General features: G+C 66.1%; 29 protein-coding genes and 1 tRNA gene. 12 read left to right on the top strand and 18 right to left on the bottom strand.

What is annotated here, in order from left to right; all coding sequences use genetic code 11:
* Positions 1–120 precede the first annotated feature (120 nt).
* Together NDB2M1_RS08195 and NDB2M1_RS08200 are read left to right on the top strand one after the other, a co-directional pair.
* Positions 121–1,410: an adenylosuccinate synthase gene (locus tag NDB2M1_RS08195; RefSeq protein WP_054120303.1), complete on the top strand. Its 1,290-nt coding sequence runs from the start codon at positions 121–123 to the stop codon at positions 1,408–1,410.
* A gap of 266 nt (positions 1,411–1,676) precedes the next feature.
* Positions 1,677–2,717: a winged helix DNA-binding protein gene (locus NDB2M1_RS08200; RefSeq protein ID WP_083554735.1), complete on the top strand. Its 1,041-nt coding sequence runs from the start codon at positions 1,677–1,679 to the stop codon at positions 2,715–2,717.
* Positions 2,718–2,791: 74 nt separating this feature from the next.
* Here the strand turns inward: NDB2M1_RS08200 and NDB2M1_RS08205 are convergent, their stop codons facing one another.
* From NDB2M1_RS08205 to folE, 5 genes are read right to left on the bottom strand one after another with little or no spacing between them, the layout of a single operon-like run.
* A complete protein-coding gene (locus NDB2M1_RS08205) occupies positions 2,792–3,199 on the bottom strand; it encodes a winged helix-turn-helix domain-containing protein (RefSeq protein WP_072381243.1) in 408 nt (135 codons plus the stop codon).
* Positions 3,200–3,231: 32 nt separating this feature from the next.
* Positions 3,232–3,768: a GNAT family N-acetyltransferase gene (locus NDB2M1_RS08210; protein WP_072381245.1), complete on the bottom strand. Its 537-nt coding sequence runs from the start codon at positions 3,766–3,768 to the stop codon at positions 3,232–3,234.
* A 45-nt stretch (positions 3,769–3,813) separates the two neighbouring features.
* Positions 3,814–4,656 (bottom strand): APH(3') family aminoglycoside O-phosphotransferase, encoded by an 843-nt coding sequence (locus NDB2M1_RS08215; protein ID WP_072381247.1) that lies wholly within the window; start codon positions 4,654–4,656, stop codon positions 3,814–3,816.
* A 6-nt stretch (positions 4,657–4,662) separates the two neighbouring features.
* Positions 4,663–5,619 carry an NAD(P)/FAD-dependent oxidoreductase gene (locus NDB2M1_RS08220; RefSeq protein ID WP_072381249.1) on the bottom strand — a complete coding sequence of 319 codons (957 nt, stop codon included), beginning with the start codon at positions 5,617–5,619 and terminating at the stop codon, positions 4,663–4,665.
* 10 nt (positions 5,620–5,629) lie between these two features.
* Positions 5,630–6,244 carry a GTP cyclohydrolase I FolE gene (gene folE, locus NDB2M1_RS08225; RefSeq protein ID WP_054120299.1) on the bottom strand — a complete coding sequence of 205 codons (615 nt, stop codon included), beginning with the start codon at positions 6,242–6,244 and terminating at the stop codon, positions 5,630–5,632.
* Between the two features lie 220 nt (positions 6,245–6,464).
* Here folE and NDB2M1_RS08230 point away from each other — a divergent pair, with 220 nt between their 5' ends.
* Entirely contained in the window at positions 6,465–7,055 is a 591-nt protein-coding gene (locus tag NDB2M1_RS08230; protein WP_054120298.1) for a LuxR C-terminal-related transcriptional regulator, read from the top strand.
* Between the two features lie 360 nt (positions 7,056–7,415).
* Here NDB2M1_RS08230 and NDB2M1_RS08235 read toward each other — a convergent pair whose 3' ends face one another.
* The 4 genes from NDB2M1_RS08235 to NDB2M1_RS08250 all read right to left on the bottom strand — a co-directional run bounded on the left by NDB2M1_RS08235 (position 7,416) and on the right by NDB2M1_RS08250 (position 11,194).
* Complete coding sequence (locus tag NDB2M1_RS08235) at positions 7,416–8,570, bottom strand: outer membrane beta-barrel protein (protein ID WP_083554736.1); 1,155 nt, start codon at positions 8,568–8,570, stop codon at positions 7,416–7,418.
* A 227-nt stretch (positions 8,571–8,797) separates the two neighbouring features.
* Positions 8,798–10,135 carry an ATP-binding protein gene (locus NDB2M1_RS08240; protein WP_072381715.1) on the bottom strand — a complete coding sequence of 446 codons (1,338 nt, stop codon included), beginning with the start codon at positions 10,133–10,135 and terminating at the stop codon, positions 8,798–8,800.
* Positions 10,136–10,149: 14 nt separating this feature from the next.
* Positions 10,150–10,863 carry a response regulator transcription factor gene (locus NDB2M1_RS08245; RefSeq protein WP_054120296.1) on the bottom strand — a complete coding sequence of 238 codons (714 nt, stop codon included), beginning with the start codon at positions 10,861–10,863 and terminating at the stop codon, positions 10,150–10,152.
* 61 nt (positions 10,864–10,924) lie between these two features.
* On the bottom strand, positions 10,925–11,194 hold the full coding sequence (locus NDB2M1_RS08250; RefSeq protein WP_143146679.1) for a hypothetical protein: 270 nt from the start codon (positions 11,192–11,194) through the stop codon (positions 10,925–10,927).
* A gap of 448 nt (positions 11,195–11,642) precedes the next feature.
* Here NDB2M1_RS08250 and NDB2M1_RS21980 point away from each other — a divergent pair, with 448 nt between their 5' ends.
* From NDB2M1_RS21980 to NDB2M1_RS08275, 5 genes are all read left to right on the top strand, one after another.
* On the top strand, positions 11,643–11,948 hold the full coding sequence (locus tag NDB2M1_RS21980; RefSeq protein WP_072381252.1) for a hypothetical protein: 306 nt from the start codon (positions 11,643–11,645) through the stop codon (positions 11,946–11,948).
* Entirely contained in the window at positions 11,945–12,121 is a 177-nt protein-coding gene (locus NDB2M1_RS21985; protein ID WP_231624853.1) for a Flp family type IVb pilin, read from the top strand. The genes NDB2M1_RS21980 and NDB2M1_RS21985 overlap by 4 nt, the downstream gene beginning before the upstream one ends.
* 21 nt (positions 12,122–12,142) lie before the next feature.
* A complete protein-coding gene (locus NDB2M1_RS08265) occupies positions 12,143–12,526 on the top strand; it encodes a hypothetical protein (protein ID WP_171955345.1) in 384 nt (127 codons plus the stop codon).
* 43 nt (positions 12,527–12,569) lie between these two features.
* Entirely contained in the window at positions 12,570–12,917 is a 348-nt protein-coding gene (locus NDB2M1_RS08270; protein WP_054120292.1) for a PilZ domain-containing protein, read from the top strand.
* A gap of 54 nt (positions 12,918–12,971) precedes the next feature.
* Positions 12,972–13,047 (top strand) — tRNA-Val (locus NDB2M1_RS08275).
* Positions 13,048–13,062: 15 nt separating this feature from the next.
* Here the strand turns inward: NDB2M1_RS08275 and NDB2M1_RS08280 are convergent.
* Positions 13,063–15,378 (bottom strand): O-linked N-acetylglucosamine transferase, SPINDLY family protein, encoded by a 2,316-nt coding sequence (locus tag NDB2M1_RS08280; protein WP_072381256.1) that lies wholly within the window; start codon positions 15,376–15,378, stop codon positions 13,063–13,065.
* Between the two features lie 95 nt (positions 15,379–15,473).
* Complete coding sequence (locus tag NDB2M1_RS08285; RefSeq protein WP_171955346.1) at positions 15,474–16,028, bottom strand: TlpA family protein disulfide reductase; 555 nt, start codon at positions 16,026–16,028, stop codon at positions 15,474–15,476.
* 61 nt (positions 16,029–16,089) lie between these two features.
* On the opposite strand from NDB2M1_RS08285, the gene argH reads away from it, so the two are divergent.
* The 4 genes from argH (at position 16,090) to NDB2M1_RS08305 (ending at position 19,913) form a co-directional block, all read left to right on the top strand.
* Positions 16,090–17,478, top strand: a complete 1,389-nt coding sequence (gene argH / locus NDB2M1_RS08290; protein ID WP_072381717.1) for an argininosuccinate lyase — start codon at positions 16,090–16,092, stop codon at positions 17,476–17,478.
* The gene (locus NDB2M1_RS08295; RefSeq protein ID WP_054120289.1) at positions 17,478–17,720 is read left to right on the top strand and encodes a hypothetical protein; all 243 of its coding nucleotides are present in this window, start codon (positions 17,478–17,480) and stop codon (positions 17,718–17,720) included. Before argH ends, NDB2M1_RS08295 begins: the two co-directional genes overlap by 1 nt.
* A gap of 47 nt (positions 17,721–17,767) precedes the next feature.
* Positions 17,768–19,027 (top strand): diaminopimelate decarboxylase, encoded by a 1,260-nt coding sequence (lysA, locus tag NDB2M1_RS08300; protein ID WP_072381257.1) that lies wholly within the window; start codon positions 17,768–17,770, stop codon positions 19,025–19,027.
* A gap of 112 nt (positions 19,028–19,139) precedes the next feature.
* Complete coding sequence (locus NDB2M1_RS08305; RefSeq protein ID WP_072381259.1) at positions 19,140–19,913, top strand: precorrin-2 dehydrogenase/sirohydrochlorin ferrochelatase family protein; 774 nt, start codon at positions 19,140–19,142, stop codon at positions 19,911–19,913.
* On the opposite strand, the gene NDB2M1_RS08310 is transcribed toward NDB2M1_RS08305, so the two are convergent.
* From NDB2M1_RS08310 to NDB2M1_RS08340, 7 genes are all read right to left on the bottom strand, one after another.
* On the bottom strand, positions 19,910–20,167 hold the full coding sequence (locus NDB2M1_RS08310) for a hypothetical protein (RefSeq protein WP_054120286.1): 258 nt from the start codon (positions 20,165–20,167) through the stop codon (positions 19,910–19,912). The genes NDB2M1_RS08305 and NDB2M1_RS08310 overlap by 4 nt on opposite strands.
* Entirely contained in the window at positions 20,168–20,371 is a 204-nt protein-coding gene (locus NDB2M1_RS08315; protein ID WP_072381728.1) for a hypothetical protein, read from the bottom strand.
* A 76-nt stretch (positions 20,372–20,447) separates the two neighbouring features.
* Positions 20,448–20,657, bottom strand: coding sequence for a cold-shock protein (locus tag NDB2M1_RS08320; RefSeq protein WP_054120285.1), 210 nt, complete (start codon positions 20,655–20,657; stop codon positions 20,448–20,450).
* Between the two features lie 359 nt (positions 20,658–21,016).
* Positions 21,017–21,418, bottom strand: a complete 402-nt coding sequence (locus NDB2M1_RS08325; RefSeq protein WP_231624852.1) for a PaaI family thioesterase — start codon at positions 21,416–21,418, stop codon at positions 21,017–21,019.
* The gene (locus NDB2M1_RS08330) at positions 21,415–21,906 is read right to left on the bottom strand and encodes a PaaI family thioesterase (protein ID WP_054120283.1); all 492 of its coding nucleotides are present in this window, start codon (positions 21,904–21,906) and stop codon (positions 21,415–21,417) included. Before NDB2M1_RS08330 ends, NDB2M1_RS08325 begins: the two co-directional genes overlap by 4 nt.
* Before the next feature lie 46 nt (positions 21,907–21,952).
* Complete coding sequence (ruvX, locus tag NDB2M1_RS08335) at positions 21,953–22,420, bottom strand: Holliday junction resolvase RuvX (protein ID WP_072381261.1); 468 nt, start codon at positions 22,418–22,420, stop codon at positions 21,953–21,955.
* Positions 22,417–23,541, bottom strand: coding sequence for a DUF3089 domain-containing protein (locus NDB2M1_RS08340; RefSeq protein ID WP_072381263.1), 1,125 nt, complete (start codon positions 23,539–23,541; stop codon positions 22,417–22,419). The genes ruvX and NDB2M1_RS08340 overlap by 4 nt, the downstream gene beginning before the upstream one ends.
* Position 23,542: the final 1 nt, after the last annotated feature.

Consider the following 23,542-nt stretch of genomic DNA (forward strand, 5'->3'; position numbering starts at 1 on the left):
TGCGGCCCGTAGCAGGCAAGTACGATAAGCGGTTTCTCCCGCCTCGCGCCTTGCCCTTGCCGCCGCACTCCCCTAGGGCGCCAGCCGACTTTGAACTGCAACAGAAGGTGTGCCTAAGCCGTGGCCAACGTGACCGTGATCGGTGCCCAGTGGGGCGATGAAGGCAAGGGCAAGATCGTCGACTGGCTGGCCAGCCGCGCCGATGCCGTGGTGCGCTTCCAGGGCGGGCACAACGCCGGGCACACACTGGTGGTGGACGGGTCGGTCTACAAGCTCTCGCTGCTCCCCTCGGGCATTGTCACGGGCACACTGTCGATCATCGGCAATGGCGTTGTGCTCGATCCGTGGGCGCTCAAGGCCGAAATCGAGAAGCTGACCGGGCAGGGCGTGACCATCCATGCCGACAACTTCGCGATCGCCGACAATTGCCCGCTGATCCTGCCGCTCCACCGCGATCTCGATGGCCTGCGCGAAGCGGCCGCGGGTTCGGGCAAGATCGGCACGACCGGACGCGGCATCGGCCCTGCCTATGAAGACAAGGTCGGCCGCCGCGCCATCCGCGTCTGCGATCTGGCGCACCTCGATGCGATGGACGCGCAGCTTGACCGGCTCTGCGCCCACCACGATGCGCTGCGGGCCGGGTTCGGCCAGCCGCCGGTGGACCGCGCCGCGCTGCTGGAAGAGCTCAAGGACATCGCGCCCTTCGTGCTGCAATATGCCCAGCCGGTGTGGAAGCGCCTGAAGAAGGTGCGCAAGGCGGGCGCGCGGATCCTGTTCGAAGGCGCCCAGGGCGTGCTGCTTGATGTCGATCACGGCACTTATCCGTTCGTCACCTCGTCGAACACGGTCTCGGGCACGGCAGCCTCCGGCTCGGGCCTTGGCCCCAATTCCACCGGCTTCGTCCTCGGCATCGTCAAGGCTTACACCACCCGCGTCGGCTCGGGTCCGTTCCCGACTGAACTGGAAGACGCCGTCGGCCAGCGGCTGGGCGAACGCGGCCATGAGTTCGGCACCGTCACCGGGCGCAAGCGCCGCTGCGGCTGGTTCGATGCGGTGCTGGTGCGCCAGTCCTGCGCGATTTCGGGCGTCACCGGCATTGCCCTCACCAAGCTCGACGTGCTCGACGGGTTCGACAAGGTGAAGATCTGCACCGGCTACCGCTTGCGCGGGAAAGTACTCGATTATTTCCCCAGCCATGCCGCCGATCAGGCCGCGGTCGAGCCGATCTACGAGGAAATGGACGGCTGGCAGGGCACCACCGCCGGCGCGCGTTCATGGGCAGACCTGCCGGCGCAGGCGATCAAGTATATCCAGCGCGTGCAGGAACTGATCGAAACGCCGGTCGCACTTGTCTCGACGAGCCCGGAACGCGAGGACACGATCCTCGTGCGCGATCCCTTCGACGACTGATCCTGGCTTCGTCGACTCGGAGTTCAAGCGTTTCCGGCTGGTCTGGCCAGAATGGAAATGCGGCCATGCGCTGTCGATGAGCACTCTGCCGCAATGCGGAATGCATCCGCGTGGCGCTGAGCAAACTGTTGGATTCGCGGGGATCGAACCTAGCTTTGCAGCGCCGCGCAACACGCGTTCATCCAGTTTGGAGCAATACGATCTTGACCTGATCCCATTTTGTTCCACTGTTGTTCGCATACGGACATTTACGGAGTGCGGTTTCGATGGGACAGGCTGCCAGGCAGTTCGACTATGGCAATGGCGACGGGCAGGCACCGCGCGTGGTGGAACTGCGCGATCGCGGCTTGGGGCGCGTGCAGGATCGCGGCACCTCGGCGCTTGCTGTCTCCATTTTCGCGGATCGCAGCTATCTGCGGGCGGAGATGGAGGAGGATGCGGTCGCGGCCGGCCTGCGCATCGCGCAAACCGCGGATCTCGGCAATCTGCTCGGGGCCGATCCCGGCCCGGCGCTCGGCGATCTCGTGCTCGTCGATTGCCCGGTGATCGACGGCGCGGAGCTGGCTGCGCTGGCCCGCCTCGATCTGCGCGCGGCGAAAAGCGGCTCGCAGCTTGTCGTCTCCACCAGCATCGGCTCGCTCGACGACGTGTTCGGCTGCCTTGACCAGAGCGAGGCGCAGATCCTCGTGACGCCGAGCCGGGCGGACCGTGTCATTGCGCTGGGCCGCACGCTGGCCCGCGCCGGGAACCGCGTGCGCGAACTGTCCGAGGAAGACCGCCTCGCGCTGCTGCGCCTGACCGAGCAGGTCGGCCAGATCGCCCAGAAGCTGGAGGCGCTTTCGTCCGGCTCGGGTGCTCCGGCGGCAGGGCAGGGTTCCGCATTCCGTTTTGACGCCCCGAACGACGATGTGCGGCTTGACGACGGGACGGACCGGCTGGTGCGTGCTGCCCGCCCACCGCTTCCCGACCCGAGGCTCGTGCGCAAGATCATCCGTCAGCGCCAGCTGCGCGCGCGCTTCTTCGAAGGCGATCTCTTCGCCGATCCCGCGTGGGACATGCTGCTCGATCTGACAGCGGCGCGAGCGGAACATGTCCGCGTCTCGGTCACTTCGCTGTGCATCGCCTCGGGCGTGCCCCCGACGACTGCGCTGCGCTGGATCGGGCAGATGACCGATGCCGGCCTGCTCCAGCGCGTGGACGACGAGACCGACCGCCGCCGCGCCTTCATCACGCTGACCGAAAAGGCCGCGGATGCGATGGCGCGGTACTTCGCGGAACTCGGTACGTCGGCCGCGACGCTGGTCTGATTCCGGGAGCGCTGAGCCGGACTTCGGTCGATGCGAGCGGGCAAGGCTGAACTCGGCGCCTTCCGCCGTGACCCTTACTCCTCTCCTGCCTCGCCCAGCCGCTCGGCCTGGCTGCGCAGCGCGCGCGGGCGGAGTTTGGTTTGCAGCATTGCCAGCTCCGGCCCTCCCGCCCGCGTCTCGAGCGCGTCCTGCAAGGTGCGGTAGGTGGTCAGTACGTCCTTTCCGTCCGCCGTCAGCCGGGCGCCACCGCCGCGCGCGCTGCCGGGAGATGTCTCCACCAGAGGTGCGCTCCAGCAACGGTTCATCAGATCGACCAGCTGCCACGCCCGGCGATAGCTCATGCCGAGCTTGCGCCCCGCGCCCGAGATCGATCCTTCTGCGGCAATCGCTTCGAGCAGGTCGGCCTTGCCCGGCCCCATGGCTATCGCATCACCGCACAGAATCTGCAGTTTGAGCTTCAGAGGGGATGTGGAACCGGTCATATCCCATGCTCTAGCGATGCGGCCAAGCGGGCTCAATCCCGCGAGGGCAGGTCCGCTGCGCGCTGCCATACCATCCGCAGGATCGGTGCCCCGCGCGCGGCGGGCATGTCGTCCGGCGCGCGCCCGGCGACGCATCCGCCAAGGCGCTGATAGAAGCGGACGCCTCCCGCATTGGCCTCGAAGACCCATAGGTGGAACGCCTCGTCTGCACCAAGCGGCGCCACGGCTGCCCGCAGGAGCTGCTCGCCAATCGACCGACCCCGCAGCACCGGCCGCACGTGGAGATTGTCGACGAGGCTGCCCCAGCGCGGGTCGTGATCGCGGAACAGGCAGACGAAGCCCGCCGCATCGCCGCTGACAGTTTCGGCCAGCAGGATGGTCTGTGTGGGAGACGGATTCGAGAAGCGATCAGCCCACACCGCACGGCGGTCCGCCTCGACCGGGCCAGCGAGATAGGCCGGATCGAGCAAGCCCGCATAGGCATCGCGCCAGCTCTCGCAGTGGATCGCGGCAATCGTGGCGGCATCGGCGGCGACCGCGGGACGGATGGTGATCTGATGCGATGGCATGCCGGTCGCGATGCAGGAACGCTGTGGCACGAATGCGGCAGCGGCTCAGAACAGTTCGTCGAGCAGCAAGTGGAAGTCGATCCGCGCACGGTCTCTGCTGCCTTCACCAAGTGCCGCCAGCAGACGGGACTGCAGGTGCGGCCCGAACTCGCCAAGGCAGTTCCACAGGATCGCGATATCCTGATAGCGATCGGCAAGGCCTGCGCGGCCCACATCGATGCAGCCGCTCACTCCGCCATCGGCGATCAGAATGTTGTCGAGCGAGAAATCGCCGTGGGACACGACCGGCGGCGCCGAAGGCAATGGCAGGGCGGCCAGCGCATCCCACACCTGTTCGGCATTCCATCCGGTCCGCTCGGGATCGAAGTCGTCCGCATCGACCAGCCCAGCATCGATCCGGGCACGCGCTGCGGCAAGGCGCTGCGTGGCACTGGCGTCGAACGGACAGTCCTGCGGCGCAAGGGCATGCCATTCGTGCAGGCAAGCCGCGATGGCATCAACCACTGCTCCTGCATCTACGTCGCCCGCGTCCAACACCTCCCAGGCCGTCAGGCCCGGTAGTGCTGCGGTCAACAGCCAGGCGGCATCCGCCTCGTCCGCAAAGGCGATCAATTCCGGCACGGCCACACGGCCAGCCAGCCAGCGCAGGCGTGCAGCCTCCTCGCGCACAGCTTCGGCCACATCGCCGGTCCCATGCTTGAGATAGTGGTCAGGCCCGCCACGCGGATCCCTCACGCGCCAGACGGCGGCGCCGGATTGGCCAACGCTGCTCAGCGTCCATGCAAGTGCATCACGCGCAGCCCGCAGCGCCTCCGCGACGCAAGGCGGAACATGGGGCGGACTGCAGGGACTTTCTCGGGAGCCATCCACCGTAGCACCCCGCGTCATCAAAGCTCAGGCTGCTGCGCGCGCTGCGCCGAGTATGCGCTTGCCGAGCTTCTGTCCTGACATCCACGCGCATTCAACGCGCGGGCCGAGGAGCCAGTCGCCACAGGCGCCGATCAGCAGCTTCTCGTTCCACAAGCAGCCAAGCCCGGTACCCGCAGACAGGGCGTAGCGCCAGCGGTGCACCGAGTGCGCGACCGGCGCATGAACATGCGAGCCGGTCGCATCCTGCAGCGCAGCGAGCAGCAGCGGCGCAATCTCCTCCGGCGCGCGCTCCAGATGTGCGGTCGACCACTGCGGCGTGGTCTGGACGACCCAACTTTCCGGCCCATTGCGCCCGGGCTTTGCGCTGTCACGCGCGGCCCACGCGAGAATGCCGTGGTTGCGCAAGATGTCTGCCCGGTGCGGCAGCGGCGCTTCAAAGGCGAACATGCCGGACCAGCACGGCTGCGAACGGGCAAAGAGCGCCGTGCGGGCCAGCTCGAAATCATGCAGCGTGAGAATCGGGGCGGCCTGTTCCGCGGGCAAGGCGAGCACGGCGGCGTCGAACTGCTCGCCGGGCATGCCTTCGCCCAGCAGTCGCCATTGCGTGCCCTCTCGGGCAAGGCCGCTGACATGGTGCGTGAAGCGGACCTCGTGGCGCGCGGCCATCTCGCGCACGACGGCATTCATGGCCGGAGTGCCGATCCAGGCGTCGGAGCCGGCATCGGGCCAGCGGACCGCGAGACCGGCATCGGCCCAGCGGGAGACTTGCCCGGCAAAGCCATCATCGCGGACCGTGAAGTACTGCGCGCCGAAATCGAAGCTTGCCTCGCCAAGTGCCGTTTCAATCCGGCGTGAGGCCATGCGGCCACCGGCCTTGCGGCCCTTGTCGAAGAGCGTGACTTTCCAGCCTTCAGCGGTAAGGACATCGGCGCAGGAGAGCCCGGCAATCCCGGCTCCGATGATGGCGACGCTCCGTTTCATACAGGGCGCCCTACTTGCGACCCATCAGCGACAGGACTTCCTTGCGGCTGCTGTCATCCTCGAGGAAGCAGCCGAGCATGCGGCTCGTCACCATGCCGACGCCCGGTGTGCGCACACCGCGCCCGGTCATGCAGCCATGCTGCGCTTCGATCACCACCGCGACGCCATGCGGCTGGAGGTTTTCCCAGATGCAGTTGGCAACTTCGCTGGTGAGCCGTTCCTGGATCTGCAGACGGCGGGCAAACCCGTGCAGCACGCGGGCGAGCTTCGAGATGCCGACCACGCGGTTGCGCGGAAGATAGGCGATCGAGGCGGTTCCGGTGATCGGCGCGAGATGGTGTTCGCAGTGCGACTGGAAGGGAATATCGCGCAGCAGAACGACTTCGTCATAGCCTGCGACTTCGCTGAACGTGCGGCGGAGGTGGATGCCCGGATCTTCCTCGTATCCCGCGCAATATTCCTTCCACGCGCGGCCGACGCGGGCCGGCGTATCGGTCAGGCCTTCACGCTCCGGATCATCGCCGGCCCAGCGCAGCAGGGTGCGGATGGCTTCCTGAACGGGTTCAGGAACAATGAGTTTGCCGTCTTCGTCGCGCGCCTCGAACTCGTGATTGACATAATTCATGCGCGCGCTCCATTGGCGAGAGGATCGTTGCGCGCCTGCCCCGGCTACGCATCTGCTGCAGAAAAAGGGCGCAAATCCGGGCGGCGCATATTGCAGCGCCGTCGCAAATGAGGTTACCCATGCAGCTAACTTGTCTCTAAGGATCGGGATCAGGCCGGTTTTTGGGAACATGGACCTAAGGGCAATTGCGCAAGGCGCGCCGGAGCCGAAGGGAAGACATATGGCAATTGGCGCAATGATCGAGAACAGCTTGGTGGCCGCGGTGGTTAGCAACCCCCGTCTGCCCGACAATCCCATCGTGGATTGCAACGCCGCGTTCATGGAGCTGACCGGCTATGGGCGCGACGAAATCATCGGCCGCAATTGCCGTTTCCTGCGCGGCCCGGGAACCGAGCCCGAACTGACGGCGCAACTGCGTGACGGTATTGCTGCGCGTGTGCCCGTGATGGTCGAACTGCTCAATTACAAGCGCGACGGAACGCCGTTCCGCAACGCGGTGATGATCGCGCCGATCTTCGATGCAGCGGGCGAGCTTGAATGGTTCCTCGGCAGCCAGGTGGAGATCGCCGGCGCAGCTGATGCGGTTCCCAGCGCGCGGGCCGCCGAGGCGCGCGAGAAGGTCGCCTCGCTGTCGCGCCGCCAACGCGAAATTCTGGAATGCATCGCGGCTGGGCGGCTCAACAAGCAGATCGCCTATGAGCTCGGACTCAGCGAACGGACGGTGAAGCTTCATCGCGCTGCCGTGCTGCGGGCGCTCGGCGTGCGGACAAGCGCCGATGCCATTCGCATGGCGATCGAAGCGGGGCTCTAGAGAACCCCACCAATCCGGTGGCTATTGCCCTCCGGGACAGGTTGAGGGCGCCGGGGCCGAAGCCCACCTCTTGCTTATCGGGTCGATGGGGCAAAGCTCCTCTTCGCGGTCGCAAATGGGTGCGAGCCTCTTGGTCCCCCCGCTTCACCGGGAGGTTCGCACCTTCTTCCCTTCATCATGGAATTACAACTGGTTCACCCCGGATTGCCGCGGGCGATGGTCGTCCGCGCCCGGTGCATGACGTTCCAGATGGGGCGAATCAATGCTGGAATCCTGCAAGCGCTGCGGCGCGTGAGCCGCAAAAAAAAGTCCCCCCGATCGCACAATCGGGGGGACAGGCTGCGTACCTCGTGAATGCGATCAGAACATCACGCCGAATTCCATCCGCCCGCGCACCTGTTCCTTGTTCAGGCCCGCAGGACCAAACGCCGTGCCCGGGGTGATCCCGCTGGCGCGGACATAGGAGAATTCCGGTCGGACGAAGAACCGGTCCCAGGTATAGGTGGGTGTGGCGGTGAAGGTGAAGGCGTTGGAGCCCGGGCCATAGAGGAAGTTCGCTGCCGTGGCGCTCGGGCGGTTGCTGTTGATGTATTCGAAGCGCACTGGCAGGCTCCAGTGATCGTCGATCTTGTACTTGGTGAGCAGGCCGAAAGCGTAATTCTGCGCCTTGGTGGTGCCCGCCTGCGGCAGATCCGGCACCCAGGCATACTGGAAATAGGGCTGCACCAGCCACTTGCTGCCAGAGTAGCTGTAGATCACGTTGAGGATGGTGCTGTTGTTCTGCACCATTGGCGTGTTGAAGGTGGAGCGATAGTTCTTGCTGAGCGCGCCGCCAAGCACCACCGAAAGGGTGTGTGGCCCGTCAACATAGCTGACAACACCCGACAACCAGTTGAACTTGCCCGAGAAGAAGCCATCGGTGTAGGCAAGGCTGAAGCTCAGCTTGCCGGCCGTCAGATTGGCCTGCACACCTCGGGTCAGCACATTTTCCTGACCCCACAGGATGCCGCGTTCGATATTCATGTTCTGGAAGGAGAAGGGCGCTTCCAGCCCGATCAGCGTGGGCAGGATACCGGCCTGCACGTTGAACGTGGACGAGGGCGCGATCTTCACCCAGGCCTGTGGCACCACGCCATAGCTGTCCCTGGTGTATTCGGTGGACTTCACGAAGGCAGCGCCCAGCGTCTCGTGGTTGTAGAGGCCGGCCTGCACGAGGAACTGGAAAGTGCCTTCCGGCTTCTGCACGATGACCTGCGCGTTCGACAGATCGGCAAAGCTATTGGCCACACCCGCCGTGCTGTTCGACTGCGTGCCGACATAACCGCTGCCGATGGCGGTGACATAGACCTTGGAGCCCGCCACATCGAGGCTGACCGGATCGGGGTTGTAGCTGAGCGGGCCGGCGAGGGCCGGGAGAAGCGCCGGGGGAGGTGCGGCTTCTTCGGCGTGCGCGGCCGTGGCGGCGAACGCGGAACCGGCGGACACAAGTGCCATGGTGGCGAGACGGAACTTCATGTGGAACGACCTCCCTGGGGACCAAGCCCGAGATTACGGATACCGTTCCTGCCTGCGGCCACACGCCGCGTGGCCTCTCACCGTCTGGTGCCACGTCCTGTGCAGTGCTGTAATACTTACCGTAAATACTTTTCTGTTTGATTGCTAAATGGTGTCGAAATGTTGCTACGCGTGCTGCAACGCAAAAAAGTCGGGCTGCGGTACTTTTGCAACAGCGAGAAGTTTGACTATGTCGTCGCCACTTTGTCCGGCACGGGCAGGCGGATCACGGCGGCCAGTCCGGTCCCTTCGCCGTCCAGCTGACGCTTGTTGATCAGCGCAAGCGTGCCGCCCTCAAGCCGGACCGCTGCCTGCACGATCGAGAGACCAAGGCCCATCCCCGGCGTATCGCGGCTGCGGGCGGTGTCGAGCCGGAAGAACGGCTGGAACACGTCCTCCATGCGGTCTTCGGGTATTCCCGGTCCATCGTCCTCGACGCGGATGATGACCGAACCGGGTTCGCAGGCAAGCGAGACGCGCACGTTGCCGGCATAGTGCAGCGCGTTGTCGATCAGGTTGGCGAGTGCCCGCCGGATCGATACCGCGCGCGCCATGATCTCGCAGCTTTCGGGCCCATCGTAGTGCGCGTCGAGACCCTGATCGGCGGCGCTGTCGACCAGGGTGGCCGCCATGATCGCTACATCGATCCGCTGCGGCGGGATCTGCGTTCCGCCAGCCTCGACAAATGCCTGGAGCGATTCGAGCAACTGGCGCATCTCGCCGATATCGTGCTCCAGTCCGGCGCGGGTCTCATCCTCCACTTGCGCGCCGTCGAGCCGCAGCTGGAGCCGAGCGAGCGGCGTGCGCAGGTCGTGCCCGATTGCGAGCATGGAGCGGGTGCGCTCGGCCTGCTGGCGCTGGATGCGGCGCTGCATCTGGTTGAACGCGCGGATCAGCCGGCGCACTTCATCCGGGCCTTGCTCGGACAGGCCGCCAGGATTGGGCGTCTCGATATGGCGCAGCGCGCTCACCAGCCGCTGCAGCGAGCGCGTGGTCGCACGGAACATGAACCACGCCAGGGCGCCCAGGATCAGTGTGGGCAGCAGCATCGGCAGGATCTGCCAGCGCGAGAGCTGCAAGCTGACCTCGCCGGCGTAAGTATGGAAGCGCAGCGCGCTGCCATCGCCGAGTACCAGTGTTCCAGCCAGCTCGCGGCTGCTGTGGGTATGGAGCACGATGAGGCGCTGGCCATCCACTTCGAGTTCCGGACCTGCTGCCAGTACTCGCTTGACCATCGCCGGATCGGACGAACGCAGATCCTCCGCCGACGCTTTGGGATGCCAGGCGAGCCGGAACCGCTCCGTCGACAGCGCGCGGGCCGCATCGGGGCGGTCTTGCGGCGGCTCGCGCGAAATTGCGCGCGCCGCCAGCGAGAGATGCTCGCCGATGCGTGCGGCATCGTCACGCTGGACGGCAGTTGTGGTCGCTGAGTCGAAGAGGAAAGTATTGGCGAGGAAATCGACCGCCGCGACCAGCAGGAGGATCGCCAGCAGGCGCTCGGTCAGGCCAAGCCGGCGAAAGCCCATGCGTCGCTGGCCCATCAGCCCCGGCGGACTTCCGCCTTGAACATGTAGCCCACCCCGCGCACAGTCACGATCGGCGGTTCGCTGCCGCTGGCGGAAAGCTTGCGGCGCAGGCGGCTGACCAGCACGTCGATGCTGCGGTCGGAGCTGTCACCCAGCCGCGTGCGCGAAAGCTCGATCAGCCGTTCGCGGCCGAGCACGCGCTGGCGGTGGCTGACGAACGTGGCGAGGAGATCGAACTCCGCACCGGTCAGGTCGACCATCGCGCCGCTGGGCGAGCGCAGTTCGCGGCGCGAGAGCGAGAGCGTCCAGCCTTCGAAATGGACTTCGCTGGTGCGCTCGTCGCCCTTGCTGAGGCCCTCGCCGCCGCCGCGTCGCAGCACGGCACCGATGCGCGCGATCAACTCGCGCGCGCTGTAGGGCTTGGCGATATAATCATCCGCGCCGAGTTCGAGCCCGAGCACGCGGTCCTCCTCGCTCCCGCGCGCGGAGGCGAAGATGATCGGCACGTCGCTCTGGCGGCGCAGCTTGCGGAACAGCTCGATCCCGTTCGCGCCGGGGAGCATGATGTCGAGCACCACAAGCTCGGCCGGCTCGGCCTCGAGCATGACCCACATTTCGGCACCCGTCGCGGCGGTACGCACGGCATAGCCGTTCTCGCGCAGTGCCCGCGCGGTGAGCATGCGCAGCGAAACGTCGTCTTCAACCAGCAGAATGGAAGGTGCAGTCATGGCCTTGATCCAAGCCTAGAGGGGAGGAGGGGAGGCGACAAGCCCCCAACACGGGTGGCAATCAATCCGCTGCGGCAAGCTGGTCCCCGCGTGCTGCAATGCGGCGCGCCTCGGCGCGGGCCTGCTCGGCACCGGCGTGGCAGGCTGTGCTCTTGAGCGGACCGGGGTTGCAGTGGATCGGCGCTGCTGCGACCCGGCGCGGCGAAGGCGTATGGCGCCGCGCGTTGCAAGCGATGCTCTTCAGCGCATCGGGATTGCAGGGCACGGGCGCTGCATGAACCGTCACAGTCGCAGGCTGGGAGGCGAGTAGGGCCAGCGGGGCAAACAGCATGGATTGTTCCATTGCAAAAGAGACGCCCCTGCGATGGTGTCTTTTGATTGCCTTGCCTCGTCCGAATCATGATGAATTGTGTCCAGCAACCAATCGCCATCATTGGGGCACAGTGAGCCGAAGTGCATGCCAGTAATCCGGGGCGCGGCGGCCAGGCGCTATCCCGCTAAGTATTCTCGCTGATACCTTAAAGGTTTGGACACCGCGATCAGCTTGGGAAGCGGCTTTCCAGCGGGAGCCGGGCTGGTTGCCGACAACAAGGCTGGCATTCGGTCATTCCATCAAGTATCTGATATTGCAAAACATAATGCCCGTCAGGCAAGGTTTCCCAGAGCGCTATCGGTCGATTGGTCAATATGTCCAGAGTCAGCCTTTCTTGTGATCAGTCTTAAAGCAAGCAGTTAACTCGTCCACTCTTACAACGTCCCCAACGATAAGGGGCGCTGGCATGGAAGAAGTGCACGAGAGCTACGGAGCAGTCTACCGGGTTATCAGGGAAGCCAATCTGTCCGGCTATGTCACGCCGGGCCTGCGCGGACGTATGTACCAGGCGATCGACGACCTGAAGTCGCTCAGGGCCCCTGCCGATCACATCAGCATCGCGGAGCGGATCTCGGTGAAACTGCATGCGCTGGAATGGGCGGCGCTGCGGCGCGACGACAAACGCCGCATGGCAGACTGGCAGTCGCTGGGGGCGCTCGAGGAGCAGTGGATGTCAGCGCCTGTACCGCGATCAAGTGTGCCGCGATCATGATCATGAAGCTGCTGCGCCGTCTCATCGCGGAAGACCGCAGCGGCGCGACCGCGATCGAGATGGGCTTTCTGGTCGCGCTGATCTCGGTGGCAATGATCGCCTCGCTGCACACGTTCAGCAACCAGCTCAACAATACGTTCCTGATCTCGGCCAAAAATCTGCTTGTGCCATAACTGCAATCAACGAGGTTTTTGATGAGAATCGTCGGAGACATGCTTCAGTACCGCATGAAGCATCACCTTGATCGCTATGAGGGCGTTCTCGCTATGCTGGAGGATGCCTTTGGCGACTACGAGACGGGGAAGGTCTCGATCAACGGCTATCTCGATGCCGTCATCGCGATCGACCAGCGCGTCCGCCGCGAGCGGCCCCTGTGGCTGCACCTGTGCGATTGGTCCTTGGCGCTGCGCGGGCTCAACAGCGGCGAGCGGCGGGCCTTCCGCGAGACGTGCGATGCGCTCGACTGGTGCCGCAACTGGGCGATCCGCCAGCGCGGTGTCGACGTGACATCCTGCCTCGAGCGCGCCGGTACCAGCGCCGACCATGGCCTCGACCAGACCTTGGGCCTCGCGGCATGAACCCGCCGATTGCCATTCGCTGCCCGTGTGAGGATCACGCCCGATGAGCGAACCGCGCAACCGCTCGGACCGCTTCGGCAACCGCCGCCGCTACCGCCGGATCGAGGCGGGCCAGCGCCTGCTCCTGATCTCGGTGGCCAGCCGCATGGACGGCGAACTGCGGGACCTCTCGCAGACGGGCGCACGCGTCAGTCTGCGCATGGCCCCCCCGCGCCGGGGCCGTGATGTCTTGCTGCGCTGGGGCTCGCAGGAGTTTTTCGGCCAGGTGGTCTGGAGCAAGGGCAACGAGGCCGGGGTTGCCTTCCACAAGCCGATCTCGCCGGAAGAACTGGTCGAGACCGTGGGCGGCGAAGTGCCTGCGGCACTGCCCACCGGACGCCGGGTGCTCTAGCGCCGATTGACGAACGCCCCAAAACCCAGCATGAGCGCCGCTTCCGGCATGCCGGGGCGGTTAGCTCAGTTGGTAGAGCATCTCGTTTACACCGAGAGGGTCGGCGGTTCGAGCCCGTCACCGCCCACCATGGCAGGGTCAGCTATCAGTCAGCGCCAAGCGGCCCGCCATCGGGCACTGCAAAGCCTTCCGGAGGCAATCCCCTGCGGCTGCGCTGCACGGCCATCGTGTAGGCCGTTTCGAGATCGCGGGTGAAGCGGCGGGTGTCGAACAGCGGTGCGGTGCCGCGACCGGCCGCCAGCTTTGCGCGCAATGCCGCGAGCCGTGCCGGATCGCGGGCGAGGGCAAGCGCAAGGGCTTCGTAGTCCTGCGGCGTCGCAGTGACGAGTTCGGAAAGCCCGCACGCCTGCAGCAGGCTGGCGGCCACGCGTGCCGGAAATGTTTCGCCCAGCAGTGTCAGCAGCGGCAGACCGGCCCAGAGCGCATCGCTGGCGGTGGTGTGGGCGTTGCAGGGAAAGGTATCGAGAAACAGGTCCGCCATGGCCATGCGCGCAAGGTGGCGCGGATTGGGCTCATGCGCGGCGAAGATGAGCCGGGCGGCATCGAGCCCGGCTGCCTCGGCGGCAGCGCGCAGATTGGCCTCGGCTTCGGCATTGGAGTGCAGCAGCCACAGCACCGAACCCGGCACCTCGCCGAGCAGGCGAAGCCAGATCGCGAAGATATCCGGGGTGATCTTGTACAAGTTGTTGAAACAGCAGAATACGAAGCCGTGCTCCGGCAATCCCAGATCGGCCCGCGTGGGCGACCAGTCGGCGATGGGGCGCCGATCATCGTTGCACTGGTAGCTGAACGGCAGGCGGATCAGCCGTTCGCTGTAATGCGGCTGCGCCTCGGGCGGAGTGAGCACACTGTCGCCCAGCAGGTAGTCGTGAAACTCGGTCCCGCAGGTGCCCGGGAAGCCGAGCCAGTTCACTTGGACCGGAGCAAGACGATAGGCGAACAGTTCGGCGCGGTTGTGACGTGTATAGCCCTTCAGATCGACCGCGATGTCGAGCCCGTCCGCGCGCGCCATCGCCACGACCGCCGCGTTGTCGAGGCCGCGCACATCGACGAACCGCTCCACATCGCCAAGCAGGGCGTGGCGCACGGGGTCGTCCGCATCGGGGCCGAAGCTGTAGGCGGTCACGCTGAACCGCGTGCGGTCGTGTTGCCGCAGAACGCCGGCAAGCAGCAGCATGGTCGCATGCTGGTGATAGTCGGCAGAGAAATAGCCGATCCGAATCCGTCCGTCGGCAGCGGGCGGCACCACGAGCGGGGCAGGCCGGATCGCCGCAAACTTGCGGGCATAGCAGCGCGTACGTTGCAGCTGGCGCGCCGGATCGGTCTCTGCCGTGATCATCGCGAAGGGCGAGACGGCCATCTCTCCGGTACCGAGCGTGGCGATCCGGGATGCATTTCCGGCAAGATCCGTCCAGTCGCAGATCTGCATGCGGGTGCCATAGAGCCGGGCGGCGATGAAATCGTCCTCCGGGTCGAGCATGCTCGCCCGCTCGAGGGCGGCAATCGCATCGCGGCGCCGCCCTGCTTCTTCGAGCACGATGCCGTAATCGGTGAGAAGCGGGGCGTTGTCCGGCGCCAGCGCAACGGCGCGCGCGAGATGGGCCTCCGCTTTCGCCATGTCGCCAAGCCCGTGCCAGGCCTTGCCGATCTCGGCATGGAGATCGGCCTGCATCGGAACGAGGGCAAGTGCCCGCTCGTACGCCGCGATCGCCTCGCCCGGTCTGCCGCCGCGGGCCAGCACATCGCCCAGCTTGGCATGGAGATCGGGATCACTCGGGCGGTGCTGGAGGAAATGCTCCATCAACGCGCGGCTCCGCGCCATCTCGCCTTGGGCGATCCAGACATCGACGAGATTGAGCGCAGCATCGCGGTAGTCCGGGACCAGTCCGAGCGCCTGCTGCAGCGCCTCGGCGGCTTCATCATGGCGGTGCAGCGCCATCAGGCACGCGCCGAGATTGTTGAGCGCCCGGGGATTGGCGGGATCGTGGGTCAGCGCGGTCTCGAATGCGTTGCAGGCCGCCTCGAATCGCCCGAGCCCTTCGAGTGCCAGCCCGAGATAGGTTTCGGCATCGGGATTTCCGGCGAGTCTGGCAAGCAGCGTCGAGGCTTCCGCATGCCGCCCCAGCTCGTAGAGCGTGACACCGAGCATGAACTGCGTGCCGGTGTCGGAGGGATCGAGGGTCAGGGCCGTGCGGAAGGCGCTCTCGGCCAGATCGAACAGGCCAAGGCTGGCATAGAGCGCGCCAAGCGCAGTCTGTGCGCCGAAATCTTGATCATACGTGGCAGCAAAGCGCGCGGCCTGCGCCAGAAAGACCTCGCGCGGGCGCGTTCGGGCGGCATCGGCCAGGGCGGCGATCTCTTGCGGATCGGGTGCGGGTTCAGACGGTGAGCGCAACGCCATGAGGCCTCGGGGCAGGATCGCCGACGGACAGGCCTATGACGGCGGCGTTGCAGAAATGTTGCGCCTAGGGCGGTGGCAAGCGACCGGTCCGGCGATCAGCGCAGCGTATCGGCCAGCATCGCATCGGTACGCGGGCCGGCCCAGTCGTGCGAGCCGATCATGCGCCAGACTTCCTTGCCCTGCGCGTCATAGAGCACGGTCGTGGGCAGCACGCCGTTGCCGTAGTGCTGGCTGAGCGCATTCTCGGGGTCGAGCCAGGGCGCGAGATTGGTGAGCTTGCGCTCCTTGAAGAACGCGTCGACCGCGGCGGCCTGATCCAGATCCTGCGAGACGGTGAGGACCGTCAGCTTGCCAGCCTTGGCAGCGGCGAGGGCATTGAGCGTGGGCATTTCGAGCACGCAAGGTCCACACCAGGTCGCCCAAAGGTTGATCAGCAGCGGCTTGCCCTTGAGATCGAGCGTGCGGATCTTCTTGCCCGAAGGATCGCTGAAGGTGAAATCGGGCAGCGCCGCGCCGCGATTGCTGATGTCCAGCGTGCCGTTGAACGGGCCTTCTCCCTCCGCTGCGGCTGCAGGCGCGGAAGCGGTGGTCTGCGGTTGCGTGTCCGCCGGGGTTTGCTTATCGCACCCGGCAAGAAGGCTCGCAACCATCAGCGGGATCAAGAAGGCAGGCGGACGCAGCGACATGAGCGGCAATTCAGGCTCCAATCAGATGTGGGGCGGGCGCTTCGCGGCGGGCCCTTCGGCCGTGATGCGCGAAATCAACGCCTCGATTCCCTTCGACAAGGCCTTGTGGCGGCAGGACATCGCCGCGTCAAAGGCCCATGTGGCCATGCTGGGCCAGCAGGGCATCGTCACCGAGGAAGACGCCGCGCTGATTGCGGGCGGGCTCGATCAGGTCGCCGCCGAGTATGAGGCGAACGGGGTTCCCGAGAACTGGGACCTCGAGGACATCCACATGACGACCGAAAGCCGGCTGGCCGAGCTGATCGGTCCGGCGGCCGGGCGCCTGCATACCGCCCGCAGCCGCAACGATCAGGTGGCGACCGATTTCCGCCTCTGGGTGCGTGATCAGATCGACCAGACCCTTGCCGCGCTCCACGCGCTGCAGGTGGCGCTGGTGACCCGCGCGGGCGAGCATGCGGCGAGCATCATGCCCGGCTTCACCCACTTGCAGACCGCGCAGCCCGTCACGCTGGGCCATCACCTGATGGCGTATTACGAGATGATCCAGCGCGACGTTTCGCGCTTTGAGGATGGGCGCCGCCGCATGAACCGCTGCCCGCTGGGTTCGGCGGCGCTGGCGGGGACGGGCTTTCCGATCGATCGCCATATGACGGCAGCCGCGCTCGGCTTCGATGGTCCGACCGCGAACAGCCTTGATTCGGTCTCCGACCGCGATTTCGCGCTCGATTTCCTGATGGCGGCGGCGCAGTGCTCGCTGCACCTCTCGCGCCTTGCCGAGGAGTTCGTGATCTGGGCGAGCCAGCCCTTCGGCTTCGTCACCCTGCCGGACAGCCTGTCGACCGGCAGCTCGATCATGCCGCAGAAGAAGAACCCCGATGCGGCGGAGCTGGTGCGGGGCCATTCGGGGCGGATTGTCGGCTGCCTCACCGCGCTGATGATCACGATGAAGGGCCTGCCGCTCGCCTATTCGAAGGACATGCAGGACGACAAGCCGCCGGTGTTCGAGGCCGCTGCGCTGCTGGCGCTTTCCATCGCGGCTATGACCGGCATGGTCGCCGAAGCCGCTTTCCGCACCGAGCGGATGCGCGGCGCGGCGGAACTGGGCTATGCCACTGCGACCGATCTGGCCGACTGGCTGGTGCGGCAGGCGGGCATCCCCTTCCGCGAGGCGCACCATATCACCGGCTCGGCGGTGAAGCTCGCGGAAAGCCGCGGCGTGGCGCTCGATCAGCTGGCCTTGGCGGACCTCAAGGCGATCGACAGCCGGGTGGATGAACGCGTTTTTGCCGCGCTTTCGGTGGAAGCAAGCGTGGCGGCGCGCGCCAGCCATGGCGGAACCGCGCCGGACGAGGTAAGGAAGCGCGTCGCCGAGGCGCGTGAGGCGCTGGGTATGCCAAGGGATATGGACTCCTGATGCGCAAGGTGCTGCCTGTTCTGCTGCTGGCTCTAACGCTCGCCGGATGCGGCGCACGGCGTGAGCTCATGCCGCTGAAAGGCCATGCCCTGCCGCCGGCGCCCTATGGCCGCGAGGACAAACCGGGGCCCGACGTGCTGCTGACCCCGCCGGTCCAGGCGAAACCGCAGCGCAATATCGAGCTGCGCAGCCGCTCGGAGGATCGGCAAGACGATCCCTTCGATCTTCCCCCCGAGGAATAAGCTTTCTCTCCGGCTGAGCTGCCGGAAACCAGTTTCAGGAATTCCCGATGGATCATTTCGAATATCGCGGCGGCGTGCTTCATGCCGAGGACGTGCCGCTGCCCCTGATCGCGGCCGAAGTCGGCACGCCGGTCTATGTCTATTCGCGCGCCACGCTGACCCGGCATGCCCGCGTGTTCCGCGATGCGCTGGCGGTGCTGCCGCGTGTCCACCTGGCCTTCGCGGTGAAGTCCAACCCCAATCTTGCCGTGCTCAAGGTGCTGGCGGCGGAAGGCTACGGCGCGGATGTCGTCTCGGCGGGCGAGATGGACCGTGCGCTCGCGGCGGGCATTCCGGCAGCGGACGTGGTGTTCTCGGGCGTCGGCAAGACGGCGGTGGAAATGCGCCGTGCGCTGCAGGCCGGGTGCGGCCAGTTCAACCTCGAAAGCGAGGAGGAAGGCGAGGAGCTGGCCGAGATCGCGGAGGAACTGGGCCTCGTCGCCACCGCCACGCTGCGTATCAACCCTGATGTCGATGCGGGCACGCATGCCAAGATCTCGACCGGCAAGGCCGAGAACAAGTTCGGCGTTCCCTACGACCGGGCAGCAGGCATCTACGCGCGGCTCTCCGCGCTGCCGGGCCTCAACCTGCGCGGCCTTGCGCTCCATATCGGCAGCCAGCTCTCGAAGCTCGATCCGCTCGAAGCCGCCTTCACCAAGGCCGGCGCGCTGATGCAGGCGATCCGCGCCGACGGCTTTGCGGTGACGCACATGGACCTCGGTGGCGGCGTCGGCGTGCCCTACAAGGCGGGCGAAGTCTTCCCGCAGCCCGCCGATTACGCCGCGATGATCGCGCGCGTGACTGAAGGCTGGGATGCGACCCTGATGTTCGAGCCGGGGCGGCTCATCACCGGCAATACCGGCGTGCTGCTTACCGAGGTCGTCCGCGTGAAGCAGGGCGCGCTGCATCCGTGGGTGGTGGTCGATGCGGCGATGAACGATCTCGCCCGCCCCGCGATGTACGATGCCTGGCACGATTTCAGCGCGGTCGCGCCCAAGGGCGGGACGATGACCGCCAACATCGTCGGCCCGATCTGCGAATCGAGCGATACTTTCGCCATGGCGCGCGAGATCGACGTGGTGGCGCGCGGCGATCTGGCGGTATTCCGCACCGCGGGTGCCTATGGCGCTACGATGGCCAACACCTACAACTCGCGGCCGATGGTGCCCGAGGTCATGGTCGACGGCGCAAAGTGGGCCGTCGTGGCCGACCGCATCGAGCCCGCCACCATCCTCTCCGCCGAGCGCGTGCCGGATTGGTTGGCGTAGCGCTGTGCCAGCATCCTTCGACAAGCTCAGGGTGAGCGGGCCCTTGGTCATTGCACCTTCGTCCGCTCATGCTGAGCTTGTCGAAGCATCTCGCGCGACATAGGCCACAAGCATGACTCTCCCCAGCCTCCCGCTGTTCCACCGCCTGACCGGCCAACCGGTGGTCGTGCTGGGCCATGGCGAGGCAGCGGAGGCCAAGCGGCGGCTGGTGCTCCGCGCGGGCGGCAAGGTGATCGAGGACCTTGCCGAGGGCATCGACACGGGCGCGCGGCTGGCCTTCATCGCGCACGAGGACGAGGCGGCCTGTCAGGCCGATGCCATTCGCGCGCGGGGGGCTGGGCTGCTCGTCAACGTCGTGGACAAGCCCGCGCTGTGCGATTTCACCACGCCGTCGATCATCGACCGCGCGCCAGTGATCGTCGCGGTCGGAACGGGCGGCGCCTCGGCAGGCCTCGCCAAAGCGCTGCGCCTCCGGCTGGAGCGGCTCCTGCCGCAAGGCTTGGGTGCACTGGCCGATGCACTCTACGCGGCGCGGGGCGCGATGCGTTCGCGCTGGCCGACAGGGCCGGAGCGCCGCCGCGCGCTCGATGCGGCGCTGGAGGAAGGCGGTGCGCTCGATCCCTTGCGCGAGGGCGGCGATGTCGCGGCGTGGGTGGCAGGCGCCGCTGATGGCGCCTCAGGCCGCTTCGTGATCCGGTTGCGGTCCAGTGATCCCGATGACCTGACGCTGCGCGAGGCACGACTGCTGGGTCAGGCTGATGCGGTGATCGCTGGCCCTGATGCGCCCGCCGCGGTCCTGGCGCGGGTGCGGGCCGATGCCGCGCGGATCACGCCGGGTGAGGCGGAGCCGGACGGCGGGATCGTGGTGGTGATCGAGGCGACCTAATCCGGCGCTATGATATGCGCGAAGAGGTCGTCGAGATGCGCCTGCAGTTCCTGCACCGCCAGATTGTCGGCATGGCGCGGGAGGCCGAGCGGCAGGCTCATGCTCTGGTGCAGCGCGGAGGCTTCGGTCACGCTGAGCAGCCCGCGCAGGCGCAGGATGTTGGCAAGGCTGGCAATGCCGTTGATCGCCGCGATGTCCGAGACTTCGAGCGCTGCGAAAAGCTGGGGCAGATCGAGACCGGGATTCTTTTTCATTCAGGTTGGCATGGCTGACATGGCGAGGCGTTCGAGCCGCGCCAGTTCGCGGCCTTCCGTCACTTGGCGGAGTTGCTCGGCCATGGCGCGCCACGCCTTTTCCGATCGCAGTGCGCGGTCGCGCACGTTGTCGAGCAAGGCGCCCGCCGCTTCGGAGGCGGCCTGTTCGGCGCGTTCGATGAGGAATTCGTAGGACAGTGCCATCAACATCGACTCCGGGAGGGGACGGGAAAGGGTATCCCCGGCGATCCGCAAAGGGACCCGCCGGGGATGGAGCGGGTCAGTTCGCGCTGGCGAGATTGACGGCCGATTCCTTGCCGTTGCGGCCGGTCTCGACTTCGTAGGAAACGCGCTGATCCTTGTTCAGCGTGGCCATGCCGGCCGCCTGCACGGCGGAGATGTGGACGAAGCTGTCCTTGCCGCCATCATCCGGCTGGATGAAGCCATAGCCCTTGTCTTCGTTGAAGAATTTCACGGTTCCGATAGTCATGTTCGCTTCCTTTCAAGAAACGTTGGTCCGCCGGCGGGGTGCCGACGGGGTCGTGCGTCAGGTCGTCACTTGAAAGGAAATCGAGGGTCGTTCGAGGTGAGGGAAACGCGTTCCCGAACCAGAATTAAGTCGTCGATGCCCGTCTCACTTCAACGAGAGCAGCATGGGTAGACCGGCGCATACCGGTCAAAAAAGCCAGGCATCATGAAATGGAAAAAATGCGGGCCAAAGCCGCGCTCAAATTCCGTCGCAATCGACGAGAGGCATATTTGAAATAGCGCTTCAGGCAAAAATTACAAGGGAATTCCCCGGCTACGCGAACAGGCATAGCCAGGCCGGTTCCGAAATTTGAGAATGCCTCAGGTTTTCGGCGGCGCCAGCAGAAAATTCATCCAGCTGCTGGCGACCAGCCTGCTTCGGTCCCCCTGCCACGCTTCCACCCGAACGTTGGCGACGCGCCGCCCGGCCCGGATCACTTCGCCACGCGCAAAGGTGCGTTCCTGCACGCCGCCGCGCAGGTACTCGATGCTGATGTTGACCGGCTTGATGCGGGAATCGCTCCCCTGCCGCTCCAGTTCGGCGCGCAAGGCGGCGTGGGCGGCCATTTCGAGCAGGCCGCCGATCGCGCCGCCGTGGAGAAAGCCGGGGCGGCCCATCACGCGCGTCGCAAAGTCCATCGCGATGACGGGCGCGCCGTCCTCCACATGGTCGACTTCCATGCCCATGCTGCGGGCGTAGGGGGGCAAATGGTATTCGCTCACGGCTTGGCCCACCCTTCGCTGCTCACCAGCATGAAAATGCCGGCGGTGTGTGCGATCGGATCGGTGACATCGCCTTCATGGGCGATGCCGCGCACGAAGGCCATCGAGCGGCGCACCTGATAGCATTCGGCGCGCGCGATCACCGTCTTGCCCGGCGTCGCGGCGCGCACGTAGTCGATGCGCAGATCGAGCGTGACTTGCGGGTTGAACGTGCCCTGCCGCGTCCAGACCGACATCGATGTCGCGTTGTCGAGCAGGCTGATGATGGGGCCGGATGCCAGCACACCGGTTTCCTCGACGCCGACGAGATCCTCGCGCCAAGGGAGGGCGAGCTCGATCCAGTCCTCGCCGTGGTCATGGTATTCCATGCCGAGGAAGCCGGTGTGGCCATGCCGCGTGAACCAGCGCGCACCGCGTTCGGGATCGAACACGAAGCCTTCGGGCAGGCTGGTGTTGGGCACGCCCGCGACTTTTTCATCCTTGCTCATGACAAGCGCTGTGCCGGGGTGCTGCGACGCTGGCAACCGCCAAAAATCAGAAAGCAGCACCCGCCATCGCGTCTATCGCCCCCTGCAGGATCAGCGCAGCGGCGTGCGAATCGATGCGCTCGGCTCGCTTGGCGCGGCTGAAATCCTGCTCGATCATGGCGCGTTCCGCCGCTTGCGTGGTCCAGCGCTCGTCCCACAGCAGGATGGGCAGGCCAAGGTCCGCAAGGTTGCGCGCCATCGCGCGCGCGGCCTGGCTGCGCGGGCTTTCGCTGCCGTCCATATGCAGCGGCAGGCCGATGACGAGGCCCTTGACGCTGCGCGCGGCGATCAGCGCGGCAAGCTCGGCCTTGTCCTGGGTAAACTTGCGGCGGCGGATCGTCTGTCCTGCCGTGGCGAAGCGCCAGCCCGCATCGCACAGCGCCACGCCGATGGTCTTGGTGCCGGGATCGAGGCCCATCAAGGCGCCACCCTCCGGCAAGGCCCCGCGCAGTTCGGCGGCGCTGGTGGTGATCACTTTTCGGCCTTGTGCTGCGCCACCCACGCCGCCGTCCGGCGCGCGACATCGGCGCGGACATTGGTCCAGAACAGCGGCACGTCATAGACATGGTAGTTGTTGCCCGGCAGCACATAAGGACCAAGGTCGGGCGGATCGCCGATCATCAGCAGGCCGGTCTTCGCATCGCAGCGCGCCGGAATGCCAAGCTTGGTGATCTTGCCGGTCTTGAGGTCCATCGAGGGCACCATCGTGCCCAGATTGGCCGTGCCGGGCGCATCGGGCGCCGCGCCGCCGTTCAGCGGATTGGTGCAGAGCACCGGCCTGGCGTCCTTCTGTTTGCCGTCGAGCCCCGGCTCGGCGCGGTAGGTATCGAGCATCATCTGCGCATCGGGAGGTTCGGCAAAGCTCATCCAGCTAAGCGCGCAGCCGCTCTGGTCAGGGCCGGAGCAGGCGGGCATGCCCGTCTGCGGCAGATCGTGTGCGGGGGAGACAGGCCAGCCGATCATATAGGCAGCCACGATCCGGCTGGCGACGGGCGTGCCTTTCACCTCATCCTTCAGCAGGTGCATGAGGTGAAGAGCGCCTTGGCTGTGGCCAGCCAGCACGATCGGCGCATCCAGCGGGACCTGAGCAACAAACGCGCGGAACGCCTCTCGCACATCGCCATAGGCAACTGCGCGGGCTTTCAGCGTCTCGGGCCGGTTGACGAGGAAGCTGCCGAACGCGGCCTGCCGGTAATAGGGCACGAAAACCGCCGCCTCGCCGTTGAAGGCGCTCGCCATGCCGCGCACGAACAGAGCGGTGCGGTTGCGCGTGTCCTTGTCCTCGATCGGTCCGTTCCAGTGCTCGCGCGCGAGATAGCTGGTCGGGTGGACGAAGAAGACCCAGGCCTTACCCTGCGGCGCGGCCGGGGTGCCCTCGGGACGGTACTGGGCGGGGTCATCGACCGTGCCGGGGCGCGAGACCCACATGGCCGGATCGTCGTATGTGCCCGCGCGCAAAGCCGGTTGCGTCTCGAACGCGCCGCGCGGCACGAAGGCAAAGCGGGTCAGCTCTGCCGACCAGATACGCAGCGCGAAGAGCGCGGCGATGGCCATCACAATCAGCAGCGCGACGAAATAGAGAAACTTCCGAGCCATG

The organism is Novosphingobium sp. NDB2Meth1, assembly GCF_900117425.1.
Taxonomy (GTDB): Bacteria; Pseudomonadota; Alphaproteobacteria; order Sphingomonadales; family Sphingomonadaceae; genus Novosphingobium.

Excerpts from the sequence above, each read along its gene's own strand:
- NDB2M1_RS08250 (WP_143146679.1), bottom strand. The coding sequence starts at position 11,194 with ATGCTGTTTGCCCCGCTGGCCCTACTCGCCTCCCAGCCTGCGACTGTG.
- NDB2M1_RS08270 (WP_054120292.1), top strand. The coding sequence starts at position 12,570 with ATGAGCGAACCGCGCAACCGCTCGGACCGCTTCGGCAACCGCCGCCGC.
- NDB2M1_RS08205 (WP_072381243.1), bottom strand. The coding sequence starts at position 3,199 with ATGACCGGTTCCACATCCCCTCTGAAGCTCAAACTGCAGATTCTGTGC.
- argH (WP_072381717.1), top strand. The coding sequence starts at position 16,090 with ATGTGGGGCGGGCGCTTCGCGGCGGGCCCTTCGGCCGTGATGCGCGAA.
- NDB2M1_RS08330 (WP_054120283.1), bottom strand. The coding sequence starts at position 21,906 with ATGAGCAAGGATGAAAAAGTCGCGGGCGTGCCCAACACCAGCCTGCCC.
- NDB2M1_RS08200 (WP_083554735.1), top strand. The coding sequence starts at position 1,677 with ATGGGACAGGCTGCCAGGCAGTTCGACTATGGCAATGGCGACGGGCAG.
- NDB2M1_RS08215 (WP_072381247.1), bottom strand. The coding sequence starts at position 4,656 with ATGACGCGGGGTGCTACGGTGGATGGCTCCCGAGAAAGTCCCTGCAGT.
- NDB2M1_RS08265 (WP_171955345.1), top strand. The coding sequence starts at position 12,143 with ATGAGAATCGTCGGAGACATGCTTCAGTACCGCATGAAGCATCACCTT.
- NDB2M1_RS08310 (WP_054120286.1), bottom strand. The coding sequence starts at position 20,167 with ATGAAAAAGAATCCCGGTCTCGATCTGCCCCAGCTTTTCGCAGCGCTC.
- NDB2M1_RS08210 (WP_072381245.1), bottom strand. The coding sequence starts at position 3,768 with ATGCCATCGCATCAGATCACCATCCGTCCCGCGGTCGCCGCCGATGCC.
- NDB2M1_RS08230 (WP_054120298.1), top strand. The coding sequence starts at position 6,465 with ATGGCAATTGGCGCAATGATCGAGAACAGCTTGGTGGCCGCGGTGGTT.
- NDB2M1_RS08285 (WP_171955346.1), bottom strand. The coding sequence starts at position 16,028 with ATGGTTGCGAGCCTTCTTGCCGGGTGCGATAAGCAAACCCCGGCGGAC.
- lysA (WP_072381257.1), top strand. The coding sequence starts at position 17,768 with ATGGATCATTTCGAATATCGCGGCGGCGTGCTTCATGCCGAGGACGTG.
- NDB2M1_RS08240 (WP_072381715.1), bottom strand. The coding sequence starts at position 10,135 with ATGGGCTTTCGCCGGCTTGGCCTGACCGAGCGCCTGCTGGCGATCCTC.
- NDB2M1_RS08305 (WP_072381259.1), top strand. The coding sequence starts at position 19,140 with ATGACTCTCCCCAGCCTCCCGCTGTTCCACCGCCTGACCGGCCAACCG.
- NDB2M1_RS08340 (WP_072381263.1), bottom strand. The coding sequence starts at position 23,541 with ATGGCTCGGAAGTTTCTCTATTTCGTCGCGCTGCTGATTGTGATGGCC.
- folE (WP_054120299.1), bottom strand. The coding sequence starts at position 6,244 with ATGAATTATGTCAATCACGAGTTCGAGGCGCGCGACGAAGACGGCAAA.
- NDB2M1_RS21980 (WP_072381252.1), top strand. The coding sequence starts at position 11,643 with ATGGAAGAAGTGCACGAGAGCTACGGAGCAGTCTACCGGGTTATCAGG.
- NDB2M1_RS08235 (WP_083554736.1), bottom strand. The coding sequence starts at position 8,570 with ATGAAGTTCCGTCTCGCCACCATGGCACTTGTGTCCGCCGGTTCCGCG.
- NDB2M1_RS08280 (WP_072381256.1), bottom strand. The coding sequence starts at position 15,378 with ATGGCGTTGCGCTCACCGTCTGAACCCGCACCCGATCCGCAAGAGATC.
- NDB2M1_RS21985 (WP_231624853.1), top strand. The coding sequence starts at position 11,945 with ATGATCATGAAGCTGCTGCGCCGTCTCATCGCGGAAGACCGCAGCGGC.
- NDB2M1_RS08320 (WP_054120285.1), bottom strand. The coding sequence starts at position 20,657 with ATGACTATCGGAACCGTGAAATTCTTCAACGAAGACAAGGGCTATGGC.
- NDB2M1_RS08220 (WP_072381249.1), bottom strand. The coding sequence starts at position 5,619 with ATGAAACGGAGCGTCGCCATCATCGGAGCCGGGATTGCCGGGCTCTCC.
- NDB2M1_RS08295 (WP_054120289.1), top strand. The coding sequence starts at position 17,478 with ATGCGCAAGGTGCTGCCTGTTCTGCTGCTGGCTCTAACGCTCGCCGGA.
- NDB2M1_RS08245 (WP_054120296.1), bottom strand. The coding sequence starts at position 10,863 with ATGACTGCACCTTCCATTCTGCTGGTTGAAGACGACGTTTCGCTGCGC.
- NDB2M1_RS08315 (WP_072381728.1), bottom strand. The coding sequence starts at position 20,371 with ATGGCACTGTCCTACGAATTCCTCATCGAACGCGCCGAACAGGCCGCC.